This is a genomic window from Comamonas sp. F1-6 (assembly GCF_039581415.1).
Classification (GTDB): Bacteria; Pseudomonadota; Gammaproteobacteria; order Burkholderiales; family Burkholderiaceae_C; genus Comamonas; species Comamonas thiooxydans.
In genome coordinates, this window is sequence record NZ_JBCPWN010000023.1 from 1 (window position 1) to 13332 (window position 13332).

General features: G+C 58.9%; 16 protein-coding genes. 6 read left to right on the forward strand and 10 right to left on the reverse strand.

Annotation, left to right across the window (positions count from 1 at the left end; translation table 11 throughout):
• Positions 1–134 precede the first annotated feature (134 nt).
• Complete coding sequence (locus AAIL66_RS19735; RefSeq protein WP_343497544.1) at positions 135–1736, reverse strand: EAL domain-containing protein; 1602 nt, start codon at positions 1734–1736, stop codon at positions 135–137.
• 111 nt (positions 1737–1847) lie between these two features.
• On the reverse strand, positions 1848–2273 hold the full coding sequence (locus tag AAIL66_RS19740; RefSeq protein WP_343497545.1) for a hypothetical protein: 426 nt from the start codon (positions 2271–2273) through the stop codon (positions 1848–1850).
• A gap of 244 nt (positions 2274–2517) precedes the next feature.
• On the opposite strand from AAIL66_RS19740, the gene AAIL66_RS19745 reads away from it, so the two are divergent.
• Positions 2518–2958: a hypothetical protein gene (locus AAIL66_RS19745; protein ID WP_034355577.1), complete on the forward strand. Its 441-nt coding sequence runs from the start codon at positions 2518–2520 to the stop codon at positions 2956–2958.
• 358 nt (positions 2959–3316) lie between these two features.
• Here the strand turns inward: AAIL66_RS19745 and AAIL66_RS19750 are convergent, their stop codons facing one another.
• Both AAIL66_RS19750 and AAIL66_RS19755 read right to left on the reverse strand, forming a co-directional pair.
• Positions 3317–4135: a DUF2182 domain-containing protein gene (locus AAIL66_RS19750; protein ID WP_034355575.1), complete on the reverse strand. Its 819-nt coding sequence runs from the start codon at positions 4133–4135 to the stop codon at positions 3317–3319.
• Between the two features lie 57 nt (positions 4136–4192).
• On the reverse strand, positions 4193–4795 hold the full coding sequence (locus tag AAIL66_RS19755; protein WP_034355609.1) for a DUF1326 domain-containing protein: 603 nt from the start codon (positions 4793–4795) through the stop codon (positions 4193–4195).
• 349 nt (positions 4796–5144) lie between these two features.
• Here AAIL66_RS19755 and AAIL66_RS19760 point away from each other — a divergent pair, with 349 nt between their 5' ends.
• Both AAIL66_RS19760 and AAIL66_RS19765 read left to right on the forward strand, forming a co-directional pair.
• Positions 5145–5423: a hypothetical protein gene (locus AAIL66_RS19760; protein WP_343497546.1), complete on the forward strand. Its 279-nt coding sequence runs from the start codon at positions 5145–5147 to the stop codon at positions 5421–5423.
• Positions 5424–5558: 135 nt separating this feature from the next.
• Positions 5559–6245, forward strand: coding sequence for a pyridoxal 5'-phosphate synthase (locus tag AAIL66_RS19765; RefSeq protein WP_343497547.1), 687 nt, complete (start codon positions 5559–5561; stop codon positions 6243–6245).
• 521 nt (positions 6246–6766) lie between these two features.
• On the opposite strand, the gene guaA is transcribed toward AAIL66_RS19765, so the two are convergent.
• From guaA to guaB, 4 genes are all read right to left on the reverse strand, one after another.
• The gene (guaA, locus tag AAIL66_RS19770) at positions 6767–8383 is read right to left on the reverse strand and encodes a glutamine-hydrolyzing GMP synthase (RefSeq protein ID WP_003064855.1); all 1617 of its coding nucleotides are present in this window, start codon (positions 8381–8383) and stop codon (positions 6767–6769) included.
• Positions 8384–8416: 33 nt separating this feature from the next.
• Entirely contained in the window at positions 8417–8857 is a 441-nt protein-coding gene (locus tag AAIL66_RS19775; RefSeq protein ID WP_003064858.1) for a type II toxin-antitoxin system VapC family toxin, read from the reverse strand.
• Complete coding sequence (locus tag AAIL66_RS19780) at positions 8854–9126, reverse strand: type II toxin-antitoxin system prevent-host-death family antitoxin (RefSeq protein ID WP_034355606.1); 273 nt, start codon at positions 9124–9126, stop codon at positions 8854–8856. The genes AAIL66_RS19775 and AAIL66_RS19780 overlap by 4 nt, the downstream gene beginning before the upstream one ends.
• Positions 9127–9223: 97 nt before the next feature.
• Complete coding sequence (gene guaB, locus AAIL66_RS19785) at positions 9224–10699, reverse strand: IMP dehydrogenase (protein WP_003064862.1); 1476 nt, start codon at positions 10697–10699, stop codon at positions 9224–9226.
• A 97-nt stretch (positions 10700–10796) separates the two neighbouring features.
• Here guaB and AAIL66_RS19790 point away from each other — a divergent pair, with 97 nt between their 5' ends.
• The gene (locus tag AAIL66_RS19790) at positions 10797–11300 is read left to right on the forward strand and encodes a DUF4124 domain-containing protein (protein WP_343497548.1); all 504 of its coding nucleotides are present in this window, start codon (positions 10797–10799) and stop codon (positions 11298–11300) included.
• A 70-nt stretch (positions 11301–11370) separates the two neighbouring features.
• On the opposite strand, the gene AAIL66_RS19795 is transcribed toward AAIL66_RS19790, so the two are convergent.
• Together AAIL66_RS19795 and AAIL66_RS19800 are read right to left on the reverse strand one after the other, a co-directional pair.
• Positions 11371–11733: an RnfH family protein gene (locus AAIL66_RS19795; protein ID WP_343497549.1), complete on the reverse strand. Its 363-nt coding sequence runs from the start codon at positions 11731–11733 to the stop codon at positions 11371–11373.
• Positions 11726–12178, reverse strand: coding sequence for a type II toxin-antitoxin system RatA family toxin (locus tag AAIL66_RS19800; RefSeq protein ID WP_003064868.1), 453 nt, complete (start codon positions 12176–12178; stop codon positions 11726–11728). Before AAIL66_RS19800 ends, AAIL66_RS19795 begins: the two co-directional genes overlap by 8 nt.
• A gap of 159 nt (positions 12179–12337) precedes the next feature.
• On the opposite strand from AAIL66_RS19800, the gene smpB reads away from it, so the two are divergent.
• On the forward strand, positions 12338–12811 hold the full coding sequence (gene smpB / locus AAIL66_RS19805) for an SsrA-binding protein SmpB (protein WP_003054725.1): 474 nt from the start codon (positions 12338–12340) through the stop codon (positions 12809–12811).
• Positions 12812–12914: 103 nt separating this feature from the next.
• Positions 12915–13313, forward strand: a complete 399-nt coding sequence (locus AAIL66_RS19810; protein WP_003064869.1) for a DUF4259 domain-containing protein — start codon at positions 12915–12917, stop codon at positions 13311–13313.
• The last annotated feature ends 19 nt before the right edge of the window (positions 13314–13332 follow it).

A 13332-nucleotide genomic window follows, 5' to 3' on the forward strand; every position in this document is an offset into this window, starting at 1 on the left:
ACATCCGTTTCATGAGCCCGAACGTCAGCAATGCAGCGACTGCTGCCGCTAACGCCCGTCATGCATTCATTTCGTTAATGGACAGGCAGACAACCTTGGTCTACCTTTGGACTGCTCCAGTGCAATATGCAACTCTAAGCTTCATGCTCGAGCACCCTCAAATTTCTGTGGTTGTCCAAACCTTCATCGCTTGGAGAGCAAGTCAACAAAGCTATGAATTGCTTGGCAGGCAGCGCTTTCGCATAGAGCCACCCTTGACCAAACTGGACACCTGCATTTTTGAGATAAGTCTCCTGCTCACGTGTCTCGACGCCCTCTGCAATCATGGCCAACTTCAATTCATGCGCCATGCCAATAATGTGGCGCGTGACAATGTTTTGTGCAGCGTCGTGACCAATTGCATCGACGAAAGATTTGTCGATTTTCAATGCATCTAACGGTAGTCCGTCAAGGAGTGCAAGGCTTGAATAGCCTGTTCCGAAATCGTCGACCGCAATCCTGAACCCTGCGTCTCTAGCGGCCGCGATTGTCCTCCTTGCAGCTGGAACATTCATAAAGCTACGCTCCGTCACTTCAAGCCAGATCTGCGATGGATCAATTCCAGCCTTTGCGGTGGCCGTGGTAAGTCCAAGCAGAAATTGCGCACTCTCTATATCGTGAACCGAGATGTTGATGGAGACATGTAGATCCGACTTACTGCGGAGCAATGTCCCCATTTCGCTCGTAACGGTCTCGACCACCAAATTAGTCAACGAAGAGATCAGGCCACTCGCCTCTGCCAGAGGGATGAATTGATCGGGCGGCACCAGCCGACCACCTTGCTGCTGCCAGCGCACTAGCGCCTCAGCTGCGATGCACCGCCGAGTCGAGAGTTCAATGATCGGCTGATAATGAACAACGAATTCGCGGTTCCGTATTGCCTGCTCCAGTGTCTTTGCAGGGGAAAGCTGTAATCTTGAGACCCAGACGATAAATCCAATAAGAGTGAACGAAATTCCACCGCCGACTAGCAGGATGTAACGCCAGTCCACAGAGGTTTTGTATCGGGCATGTTCACGGTCTATGAGTGCAAAGGCAACCAGATCATCATTGACTGCATGTGTCGCATACACATATCGGGAGCTCGTTACGAAAGGTTCGCCAGAGATCAGTGCCTTGATGATTTGCGAATCAGCAGATCCAGAAACTTCCAGTACATGCCCCTGGTTGGTCGCCAGACCTAGCGTCGTGTCGGGATGCCCAACCAAGTCGGTAAACCGCCCAGGCATGATGAGAACCCCGTAGTCGCCGCGACGCAGTTCAATTCGTGGTTTGCCTTTAAACAGTATGGGCTGCTCGGCAAAGTGAAGTGAATATTCGTCGCCGAGATCCAAATCTCCAGCGTGTGCCCTAGCGGGCGGGGAGATCACGCCTAATCGTGTGCAGACCAATTGTCCGCTTCTGAAATAGCCAACGTCCTCAATGCTATGTGCATCTACGGCAACCTGGCCCATTTGACCCATGTGCTCTGGTGAGCAGTCCGCCCCGTCTATCGCTTGAGCGCGGACGAGTGCCTGCTTTGCATTCTCCAATGTTCGTTCACCCCGGAGTGCTGTATAGGATGCGCGGTCATTGACGTAGAGTTGGAGCGTCTCGTTAGCGTTGTCTTGGTCAATCGCGAACATGGCGACTAACGGCAGGGTGCTGGCGAGAATTGCAAACAAGGTGGCAGCACTAATAACTATCCATCTTCTCATGCGATCTAGCTATACAGAGGGTTCCAAATTAACCCATTGATGCTCTGCGCATGACTATTAACATGCACACATAGTGGGCGCTTTAATGGTTGTTGCTCCCAGCATTTAAACTCAAAAATCTTCCCGCTCGCCTTTAGAACAAGAATTTTGTAATGGCTTTTTCCATAATTCCATGATCAAAAATTCAGATTTCTTGTGTAAGAAACTCATTGATCGGAAAAAAATGATCAGTGGAATGTCTTTGTTTTTTGCTGCATGCGTCATCCAACCGATCCAACAGAAATCGGAGGCAGCGATCATAGGCTTGCCAGATCTCAGCAGCTGCAAGTAGTTTGAAGCCGACACTAGCAATCGTTGGCTGGAATTCCGCTTCTGGCCGAAGCCGGGCCTGGCTACTGGTGAGTACAGCACCGCAAAGCTGACCTTCGGGGTTGCGCCTTGAGCGTCCGGCTCAGGACAGGCAGTCAACGGGTGCAGGGCCGTCGCCAGTCGGCCAGGAGCAGCCGTTCGCGAAGGCTGCTTGGCCAACTGCTTCAAGCTGAGAGCTGACGTAGGGGCTTCAACATCGAAGGTCGGCGGCGATCAACAGCTGAACTTGATGGTCTCTGGCTGCAATCTCCAAGAATCGGCATTCAAGGATTTCCGCAGCCCTTGTCGGCGACCACCCCGATCCGGCCTCTTGACGACGAATCACCGTGCCTTCAGGCAAAATCCAGACGATCGGGGCAAGCCTGGCGTCAGGTCTGCCGGGAAGCCCACCTTGAAGAATGGAACAGCATCAATGGCACTGACGAAGAAGGGCGAGTTCATGTACGGGACGACGTCCGGCGACACCCAAGCCGAGCTGCGCAGCTACAGCGTTGCGAATCGCCATGAGGCCGTCCGGTTTGCCTCGTCCAAATGCAATTGCGGGTGCCGGACTTTTGCGCTGCAGACTGATGAAGAAGCAGGCGTGGCAATCCGCACCTGCACCGACTGCGGGCAGAGACACCTGATGGGCGACAGCGCGGACTACGTTGAAGAGGCCGCCCCCGAGGCGCACGAGTGCGTGTGCGAGAACGAGGTGTTCGAGCTGATGTCCGGCGTCTCCGTGTACGAGGGCACACATGACGTGCGCTGGTACTACATCGCTTGCCACTGCGTGGAATGCAATTTGGTTGGGGTCTTCGCAGACTGGAAGTGTGAAGCGGGTGATGCGGCGGCTTTCCTAGCCAAGGTATGAGCGCGTGCCCTCCGCAGAGATCCTGCTCGCAGGCTCGAGCGGCCGAGTAGTGTCATGAGGTGGCCCGGCGGACTTGGCTGTATCAATGACGGCAATCGCTGCATAGCGAAAGTAGATGTGTGAAGTAGCTTTTGCAGTCGTTAGGGCTCTGCTCGGTCTGCGACGGAACATATCAACGCGGACATTTCACTGTTTGTTAATTTCCACGCAGAACTGACCCGCAGGGGATGCTGTCGATGCTGGCCGGATCGATGCCTGTTTTCTGCAGTGCAAGTCGGCACAACAATGAATTGGCCGCGAAGGCGAGCATCGCCACCGCGGCGAGAGCGTTTGCAAGGAGGTGCGGCCAGCACGCGTGTCAACCATGGCTCATTACGATGATGGCAGACCAAGACAGCAGCGCGATACCTAGCGGCTTGCTGAGACGCCGGCCCCAGGGGATGTTCTTTTCGATCGCCATCATGGCCGCGAGCAGGAGCATCCAGCCGAGGCTGCCGGTACCGAGCGCAAACATCAACAGCATCAGCGCCCAGCAGCAGCCGACGCAAAACAGGCCGTGGTGAGCGCCAAGCGCGAACGCCTGCCGCGCTGGGTGCTCACCCCCATGCCAGTGCTCGATCACGAAGCTCAAGGGTGTGCGACACTTTTCCAGGCATTGGTACTTGAGCTTGCTAAATTGAAAAACACCGGCCAAGGCAATGGTCGCCGCACCCAGCAGCCAGCCATGCCAAGCCAGTGTGGGTACGCTGGAGAGCAAAGACAGCACCGCAGAGTGAAGTGCGTGTGCCAGCAGCCCGAAGCCCCCCCATACCGCCATATAGCCCAGGCCGAGCAGCATGCAGAGGCGCCCATGGTCCGTGCGCCCGGTCGTCAACCGATCAAAGGCGTTGAACAGCGGCAAGGTGGTGGGTAGCATCATGGCCGCCGTCATCAGGATCCAGGCAACGGCGTAAAGCGCCATGGGTACGACCACATCGCCGGCGGGAACGACACGGCACAGAAACGCTGCCGGCCCTTCCGCCGTCCAGTCACCGTGTTCGAGATAGCGACCGTAAGGGCTGCGCGCCCAAGCCCACAACGTCACCCAGGCAAGCACCACCAGTGCTGCCAAGACCGGCAAGAACACGCGACGGTGACGGGTGGCCCTGGTCAGCGTAGGGCTTGCCTGCGGCGTCATTGGGAAATCTCCGCGCTTGTGCTCCGATCGCTACTCGCCTTGGATTGACCCGGCGGCTCAGGCGTCGAAGACAAAGGTGCTCTGCAGGGCGTTGTGGTTCTTGATATCGAGGTCGATGGCGAGGGCGGCGTTTTTTGATCGGTAGGTCGGAGCCTTGCCCACAAAAACCGGTGCCCCGGGTACCGTCGAGAACACGGTGTCGGAAAGCGTGGTCTGCCTATCCATGGCCCCACGATACGGCTCGAGTTCAGCGAAGTAGTCCTTGCCGATCTCCAACTGGCCCTTACCCTCCTTGACCGTGAAGCGGATGGGTGCTCGCTCCACGGATACCACCTCGCCGATCAGCTTGGCGAGATCGGCGACCGGCCCCCCGGCCTGGCCGGTGTAGACCTTGAGCAGCGCTTCCTCTTGTGCCTTGGAGGCCTGGTCGTCGACAAAAATCGCGGCCCTCCAGTTGCCTTCCAGAATATTGCCGGGAACATGGGCTACGGCAGCGATGGTATTGCCGCCCACGTCAACACCATCCACGTTTCCCTTGTCTATGCGCCAAGCGACGATGGTGTCGCAAGTGCCGTAGTCCGGGTCCTCGCCAATCCAGCAGGGGCACAGAACCTTACAGTTACAAACCTCGAGCAGGCGACCTTCCAAGTGATAGCTCATACGAACCTCCATGGGAGCCACAGGAACACGCACTTGTCGTCTTGGCTCGCGGCGGCAAGATGAACAATAATTCTGCGCAGCGTGGCGGATCAGGTCAAACTCGATGACGTGCCAATTGCGAGGTTATTGGGTTATTCAACCTCGGAGGCGAATGAGCACTTCGACGTTGGCAATCTGCAGCGTCATTGAAAGACGGCCCGTGGGCGACAACGTGAGCTTGGTGTGCGCCCTGACAGCAGTCATTCGACTTGTGATCAGGAAGTCGTTCGACAGGCCACTATCGGCGGCCAGTACGAAGTGGTGCTCTCGGCCAGGAGCAGACCTCTAACTTAAGGGCAGAATTTCGGCCATGAGCAACGACTTTAATGAAGAGCTGCCATGGGACGCGACCCTTGCGAACACGCTCCCTGGGCAATTGGTTCTCGTTGGACTTGCCTACTTTGACGTGGGTGCCGAGGAGCCTTTCGAGCAGCAACAACTGTTCGGTCGCGTCGTCCATGCCGATGAGCGCAAGGGAATTCTTTTATCACTGGAAGGCCAGCGAGGCGGCGAGCAGTTCCACCTACCTCCCGATACGCATTCGTTTCGAAAGGCTGAGCCCGGCGAGTACCGGCTTCGGACCACTTAGTGGTGAACCCGGACTTCACGGTGACGTTCTCGATTCAGAAGCAAGCGAAGACTCGGCGCGACAACTGAAGACGGCCAGAAGCGGACTCCGACTAACGACGGCCATGAGGTGACGGAGAATCTGCGCATTGCGAACATGAATCGTTTACTTAGTGAAAGAGACAACACCGTGTCCAACATACGAGAGCTGCTGCGGAACCTAAAATCCTTGCCCGGCCCATATAAGCCTTTCGACATCACGCTTGCGCCCGCCAACCCCGAAGTCCTTTTCGTCGAATGGCTGCAGATGGCCATCGACGCTGGAATCCGAGAGCCGCACTCGATGACCTTGTCCACCGTGGATGCTGACGGACATCCCGATGCGCGTGTCTTAATCCTCAAAAATGTAGATGACCACGGTTGGCACTTCGCCATCACACGCAGCAGCCCCAAGGGCCACCAAATTTCCTACAAGTCCAATGTGGCACTGACCTTTTATTGGCCTGCACTTGGACGTCAAATCCGCATTCGTGGTGTTGCGCACGACATGGGTCCTCAAGCTCAAGCAGCCGATTTCTTGGCGCGACCACATGGCTCTCGCGCCGGAGCTCTACTCGGTCGGCAAAGTGATGTTCTGGACTCTGATAGTGAGTTTGAAGATGGGTTGGCCAAACAACTGGAGCGGCTTGAAGAGAACCCGCAACTCATCTCGCCCGAATGGGTTGTCTATGCTGTGCGGCCTGACACCATTGAGTTCTGGCAAGGTCATGAACAGCGACGCCACATACGTCTGCGCTACAGACGCGACGGCGCTGTCTGGACAACCGAGCGCCTATGGCCGTAATGTTACGTAGCTCGGAGCGGGCGGCGGTTGGCTGGCTGCTCTTCGGCGGTCAATTCGCTAGGGCGACGGTCAGCATAGGGTCGTTTACGGACTTGGGTTGTGCCGAGGCTCGCATAAGGCTTTGCGCCAATCCCATGGCGCGATTGGCTCGGCCTCTCGTCAAAGTCCAACTTTTCGAGCCTTGGCCTCTTGCCCTGCAAACTCGTGTTGCCCGCGCTCCTGCGGTGACTGTTGCGCGATACCAGCAGCAAGCAAGCGCGTTTTTGTGCATGGTACCGTATTTTAAATCAAAGACTTAGGTGATTTTGATACCATCAGCTGCAGAAAGCAGGGTTGATGGTATCGACGAGGCGGATGGTATGGGCGACGCTCGGTGCCATGCAAAGTGCCATCGAAACCCGCCGACTTCGCAAGACCGGCTAGTTCCAGATAGGACTAGATGGAAATGAAAAAAGCCCGTGAAAACAAGGGCTTACATGCGAAAAAAGTCTAAAGATTGCGTGTCAGTTCACGACACCTCTTTATTCCCACTCGATGGTTGCTGGTGGCTTGGTGCTCACGTCATAGGTGACGCGGTTGATGCCGCGCACTTCGTTGATGATGCGGCCGGAGACCTTCTTGAGCAGGCCGTAGGGCAGCTCGGCCCAGTCGGCAGTCATGAAGTCGCTGGTGACCACGGCGCGCAGGGCCACGACGTAGTCGTAGGTGCGGCCGTCGCCCATCACGCCCACGCTCTTGACGGGCAGGAACACGGTGAAGGCCTGGCTGGTCAGGTCGTACCAGCTCTTGCCGGTCTTTTCGTCGATCCAGTTGTTCAGCTCTTCGATGAAGATGGCATCTGCGCGACGCAGCAGGTCGGCATATTCCTTCTTCACTTCGCCCAGGATGCGCACGCCCAGGCCGGGGCCGGGGAAGGGGTGGCGGTAGACCATGCCGCGGGGCAGGCCCAGGGCCACGCCCAGTTCGCGCACTTCGTCCTTGAACAGGTCGCGCAGGGGCTCCAGCAGCTTCAGGCCCAGTTGCTCGGGCAGGCCGCCGACGTTGTGGTGGCTCTTGATGGTGACGGCCTTCTTGCTCTTGGCGCCGCCGGACTCGATCACGTCGGGGTAGATGGTGCCCTGGGCCAGGAAGGTGGCACCCTTGGAGCCGGCGTTGGCAGCCTTGAGCTTTTCGGCTTCGGCCTTGAATACGTCCACGAACAGGCGGCCGATGATCTTGCGCTTTTGCTCGGGCTCGGACACGCCGGCCAGCTCGCCCAGGAACAGGGCGGAGGCGTCGACGCGCACGACCTTGGCGTGCAGCTTGCCTTCGAACATGTCCATGACCATATCGCCTTCGTTCAGGCGCAGCAGGCCGTGATCGACGAACACGCAGGTCAGCTGGTCGCCGATGGCGCGGTGGATCAGGGCTGCAGCCACGGACGAATCCACGCCGCCGGACAGGCCCAGGATCACTTCTTCGTCGCCCACCTGCTCGCGGATCTTGGCCACGGCTTCTTCGATGTAGTCGCCCATGATCCAGTCAGCTTGCGTGCCGCAGATGTCGAGCACAAAGCGGTTGAGCAGTGCCTGGCCCTGCACGGTATGCGTGACTTCGGGGTGGAACTGCACGGCGTAGTAGCGACGTGCTTCGTCGGCCATGCCGGCGATGGGGCAGGACGGCGTGGAGGCCATGACCTTGAAGCCTGGAGGCAGTTCGGTGACCTTGTCGCCGTGGCTCATCCAGACCTTGAGCATGCCGTGGCCTTCGGCCGTGGCGAAGTCTTCGATGCCTTCCAGCAGCTTGGTGTGGCCATGGGCGCGCACTTCAGCGTAACCGAATTCACGGGTGTTGGAGCCTTCGACCTTGCCGCCCAGCTGGGTGGCCATGGTCTGCATGCCGTAGCAAATGCCCAGCACGGGCAGGTTCAGCTCGAACACGGCGTCGGGAGCGCGGTCATCCACTTCGTAGACGGAGGCATGGCTGCCGGACAGGATGATGCCCTTGAGCTTGCCGTCGGCGGCAAACTCGCGCACCCAGTCGCTGCTCACATCGCAGGGGTGAACTTCGCAGTAGACATTGGCTTCGCGCACGCGGCGAGCAATCAGCTGCGTGACCTGGGAGCCGAAGTCCAGAATAAGAATCTTGTCGTGTTGCATGGTGATCAAGGGCAAGAGGGTGGCAAAAAGGGATTAGAAATCTTCGGGAGCCCAGACGGTGACGCCGCTTTTGCGGGCGGCCGCGATCTGGGCTGCATCGAATGTGGCCAGTGGCAGGCGCAGCGACTGCGCCAGCCACAGGTATGCGGCATCGTAGGTGGGCAGGCCGGTGTCCAGTGCCACATCCAGCACGGCCTTGTGCTGTGCAGGAGCCAGGTCGTGCAGCTCCACGCGGTGGCGAATGGCTTCCAGCACGCCCCACAGGCCTTCGACCGAAGTCTGCGGGATACGGCCATTATTGACGCCCGATGCAATCAGGTTGCCGCATTCCCACTGCCAGAGGTTGGGGGCTTGCGGGTCCACTTCATCGCGGCGGATACGGGTGTAGAGGCGTCTGGTGTGCTCGCTGGCGTCGTCAGGCAGCAACCAGGCGGCGGTGACGGATGCATCGAGCACAAAAGCGGTGGCGCTCATGCCTGGCTCCGTCCTGTGTGGCGCAAACCGGTGATGCTGTTCGCCGCCGGGTTTGTGGCTGCTTGAGCTTTCACGGTCTGCTGCAGGGCCGAGATCTGCTCCAGCTCGCGGGCAATCTGTTCATCGGTGATCACGGGCTTGCGGCGCATGGGCAGCATGCGCACGACTTCTTTGCCATGGCGCGTGATGCGAACTTCTTCGCCTTGCTCGACCATTTCGACCAGGGCGGAAAAGCGGCTTTTGGCTTCGTAGATACCGATAGATTGCATGGTGGAAAACAAAAAATCTGGCTAGAACCAGTAGTTCAGGCCAGATTTTAGCATTCTGACCAGATTTTTCAATCTGGTCAGATTTCAAGGGACTTGCTTAGTCAGCGCGGTAGTTGGGCGCTTCCTTGGTGATCTGCACGTCATGCACGTGAGATTCGCGGATGCCGGCTGCGGTGATTTCCACAAACTCGGCCTTTTCGTTCATCTCGGAGATCGTGGCGCAACCGCAGTAGCCCATGGAGGCGCGCACGCCGCCAGCCATCTGATAGACGATGGAGACCATGGAGCCCTTGTAGGGGACGCGGCCTTCGATGCCTTCGGGAACCAGCTTGTCGGCATTGGGGTTGCCGGTGGAGGATTCCTGGAAGTAGCGGTCGGCCGAGCCTTGCTGCATGGCACCGATGGAGCCCATGCCGCGGTAGCTCTTGTACGAGCGGCCCTGGTACAGAATCACTTCGCCAGGAGCTTCCTCGGTGCCGGCAAACATGCCGCCCATCATGATGGTGGAGGCGCCAGCGGCCAGGGCCTTGGAGATGTCGCCGGAGAAGCGGATGCCGCCGTCACCGATCAGGGGCACGCCGGTGCCCTTCAGGGCGTCGGCCACATTGGAGATGGCCATGATCTGGGGCACGCCCACACCGGCCACGATACGGGTGGTGCAGATGGAGCCAGGGCCGATACCGACCTTGACCGCGTCGGCACCGGCTTCCACCAGAGCCAGGGCGGCAGCGCCGGTGGCAATATTGCCGCCGATGACGTCCACCTGGGGGTAGTTCTGCTTGACCCAGCGAACGCGATCGATCACGCCCTTGGAGTGGCCGTGAGCCGTGTCCACCACGATCGCGTCCACACCGGCCTTGACCAGCAGTTCCACGCGCTCTTCGGTGCCAGCGCCCACGCCGACAGCGGCAGCCACGCGAAGGCGGCCCGATGCGTCACGCGCGGCATTGGGGAAGGTGGTTTGCTTGTTGATGTCCTTGACAGTGATCAGGCCCTTGAGTTCAAAGGCGTCGTTCACCACCAGGATTCGTTCGAGCTTGTGCTTGTTCAGCAGTGCCTTGGCTTCGGCGGGGCTGGTGCCGTCTTTTTCATTGACGGTGATCAGCTTTTCGCGGGGCGTCATGATCTGGCTGACCTTGACGTCGTAGCGGGTCTCGAAGCGCAGATCGCGGCTGGTCACGATGCCGACCACCTTGCCGCCGTCGCACACGGGAAAGCCCGAAATGCCGCGTTCTTCCGACAGCTGCAGCACTTGCAGCACGGTGTGCTCGGGGGTGATGACCACAGGGTCGTGCACCACACCGGATTCGTGGCGTTTGACCTTGGACACTTCAGCGGCTTGCTGCTCGGCTGTCATGTTCTTGTGGATCACGCCGATACCGCCTTCTTGCGCAATGGCGATGGCCAGACGCGCTTCTGTCACCGTGTCCATGGCGGCAGACACCAGGGGCAGGTTCAGGCGGATATTGCGAGTGAATTGGGTGGCGAGGGAAACGTCCTTGGGCAGGACTTCGGAGTAGGCGGGAACGAGCAGGACGTCGTCAAAGGTCAGTGCTTTTCCGAGAAGGCGCATGTGATGGCTCCAAAAGAAAGATTGTACCTGTGACTTGCCGCACAATGTGGGCTCGTGACCCAGAATCCCCAACGCCAGTCCAAGACTTATTGACTCCATGCACGCCATCAAGTTCGCTTTGTTTGCAGCCATTGCCTGCTGCACGGTCCCCGCAATTGCCCAGTGGCAATGGATTGATGGTCAGGGGCGCAAGGTGTTCAGCGACAGGGCTCCGCCGACCGATATCCCTGCCAAGAATATTTTGCGCAGCCCCGGCGGAGCCAGGCCCGCAGCACCTTCTGCTGTGCCGGAGGCCGGCGCGACCAAGCCCGTGGCGGACGCCGGTGTGGACAAGGGGCTGGAAGAGCAAAAGCGCAAGATGCAGGAGCAGGAAGCAGCCAAGACCCAGGCTGACAGACTGCAAAAGGAAAGGCAGCGCCAGGACAACTGCAATCGTGCCAGGCAGGCCAAGACAACCCTGGCGTCGGGCCGCTTGCTCTCCCATGTGAATGCCAAGGGCGAGCGTGGCTTCATGGATGAGGCCGCGCGCGATGCCGAGATCAAGCGCGCCGATGCCGTGATCGCTTCCGATTGCGGGCCCATGGCCGAGCCGGCGCAGTAGTCGCCGGAGTCTTCGCCGGGATCTCGATAAAAAAGCGCCTTCTGAAGGCGCTTTTTTTGAGTCCTGTTGGCTAGTAACCCGCCTTGGCTCCGTCTCTCTGACGCTTGAAAAGTCCGGCGCTGCGCGCGCCCTGGCGGGCAAAGCGTTCGCGTCGGGCAACCTTGGGGTCTACGGTCAGCGGGCGATAGACCTCCAGACGATCGCCATGTCTGAGAACCTGGCCCGGATTCGCGACCTTGCCCCAGATACCGACCATGCCGGCCAAGGGTTCGGGTACTTGAAGGTCCGGCAATGCTGTTGAAGCGGTCACGGCGTCCAGCGCCTGCTGGACGGTGCTGCCTGCGGGAAGCTGCAACAAGGCTTCCTGTACCGTACCGGAGCAGGGCGATATGCAGACCGTGATGTCGATCACCTCCGGCAGTGCATCAGCCATAGATTTGCTCGGCTCGCTTGATGAAGGCGTCGACCATGGAGCCTGCGATGCGGTCGAAGACCGGGCCGATGATGGCGGCAACGGCACCGTTCTCGAAGCCGTAGTCCAGCTGCAGCTCGACCTTGCAGGCGCGCTGCGTGCCGTCGCCTACAGGATGAAAGCGCCAGTGGCCTTCAAGGCGCGAGAAAGGTCCCTTGACCAGACGCATGCTGACCTGCTTGCCGCCGTCATCCATGCTACTGTTCGTGTTGCGCGTCACGAAAGACTTGCGCAGTCCGCTGAACGCAATACCCACCTCGGCTGTCATGCCTGTGTCGTCCTGCTCCAGAATCTTGGCATGATCGCACCAGGGCAGAAAGTCGGCATAGTGGGCCACGTCCGTCACGAGGGCAAACATTTCTTCGGGGCTGTACCAGATGAGGACGGACTTGTTGACGTTTTTCATGAACAAAGAGCAATCAGCAGGGCGCAAGAGCAGGGAATTGGCCTAGGCCAATGCACCCAGAGGCGCGATGCGAAACTAAAATCATCGCTCAGAGGCGAGACGGCAATCCAGTATTGTAGGGAGAGCTTTCATCTCCGGTCCGCCTGCAACTAATATTCCATGGCCAAGAAACCAGAAACATCGTCGCGCATTGCCGACAATAAAAAAGCAGCTTTCAACTATTTCTTCGAGGAGCGCCACGAAGCCGGCATGGTGCTGCACGGCTGGGAGGTCAAGGCCCTGCGCAGCGGCAAGGTGCAGCTCACCGATGGCTATGTGCTGATCAAGGACGGCGAGCTGTTCCTGCTGGGCTGCCAGATCAACCCGCTCAAGACGGCTTCCACCCACGTCAATCCCGACTCGGCACGTATCAAGAAGCTGCTCTTGAAAAAGGACGAGATCAAGCGCCTGGTCGGCAAGGTCGAGCAAAAGGGCTATACCCTGGTGCCCATCAATCTGCACTGGAAGAACGGTTACGTGAAATGCGAGATCGCCCTGGCCAAGGGCAAGGCCGAGCATGACAAGCGCGACGTGATCAAGGACCGCGAAGGCAAGCGCGAGGTGGAGCGCGCCATGAAAAACCGCAACCGTTGACCTGCGGCGCCTGAATCGATCTTCCGCACTGACACAGTTCTGACATCAAGGCCCGCTATGTTGGGCCTTGCTTTACTGACATATCGCAGCAAGGAGTTTGGTCATGGGCACTTGGTCGCACGGCAATTTCGATAACGACACCGCATTGGACTGGCTGGCGGATATCACGGGCCAGCTCATCGATGAAATTGCCGAGGCCCTGGACTCGCCCGAGGCCTTGCAGGCGGGCGAGTCTGAGTCCGATCTGGTTCCCTGCCGCATCGAGCTGCTGTGCGCCATGGCCGAGGGCGGCATGCATCCGCTGTGGCCGGATCTGCAGACGCTGGAGCAATGGAAAGCCACTTATCTGCAGGCCTGGGACCAGAGCATCGACGAGCTGGAGCCCGAAGAGGGCTACAAGCAGGACCGTCGCATCGCGATCATCGAGACCTTCGATCGCATGATCGCGCTGGCTGCAGCAGAAGAGGAAGAGGGCGCGGACGAAGACTGGGGCGAAGAGTAAGCCCGCCAGTCACCCAAGA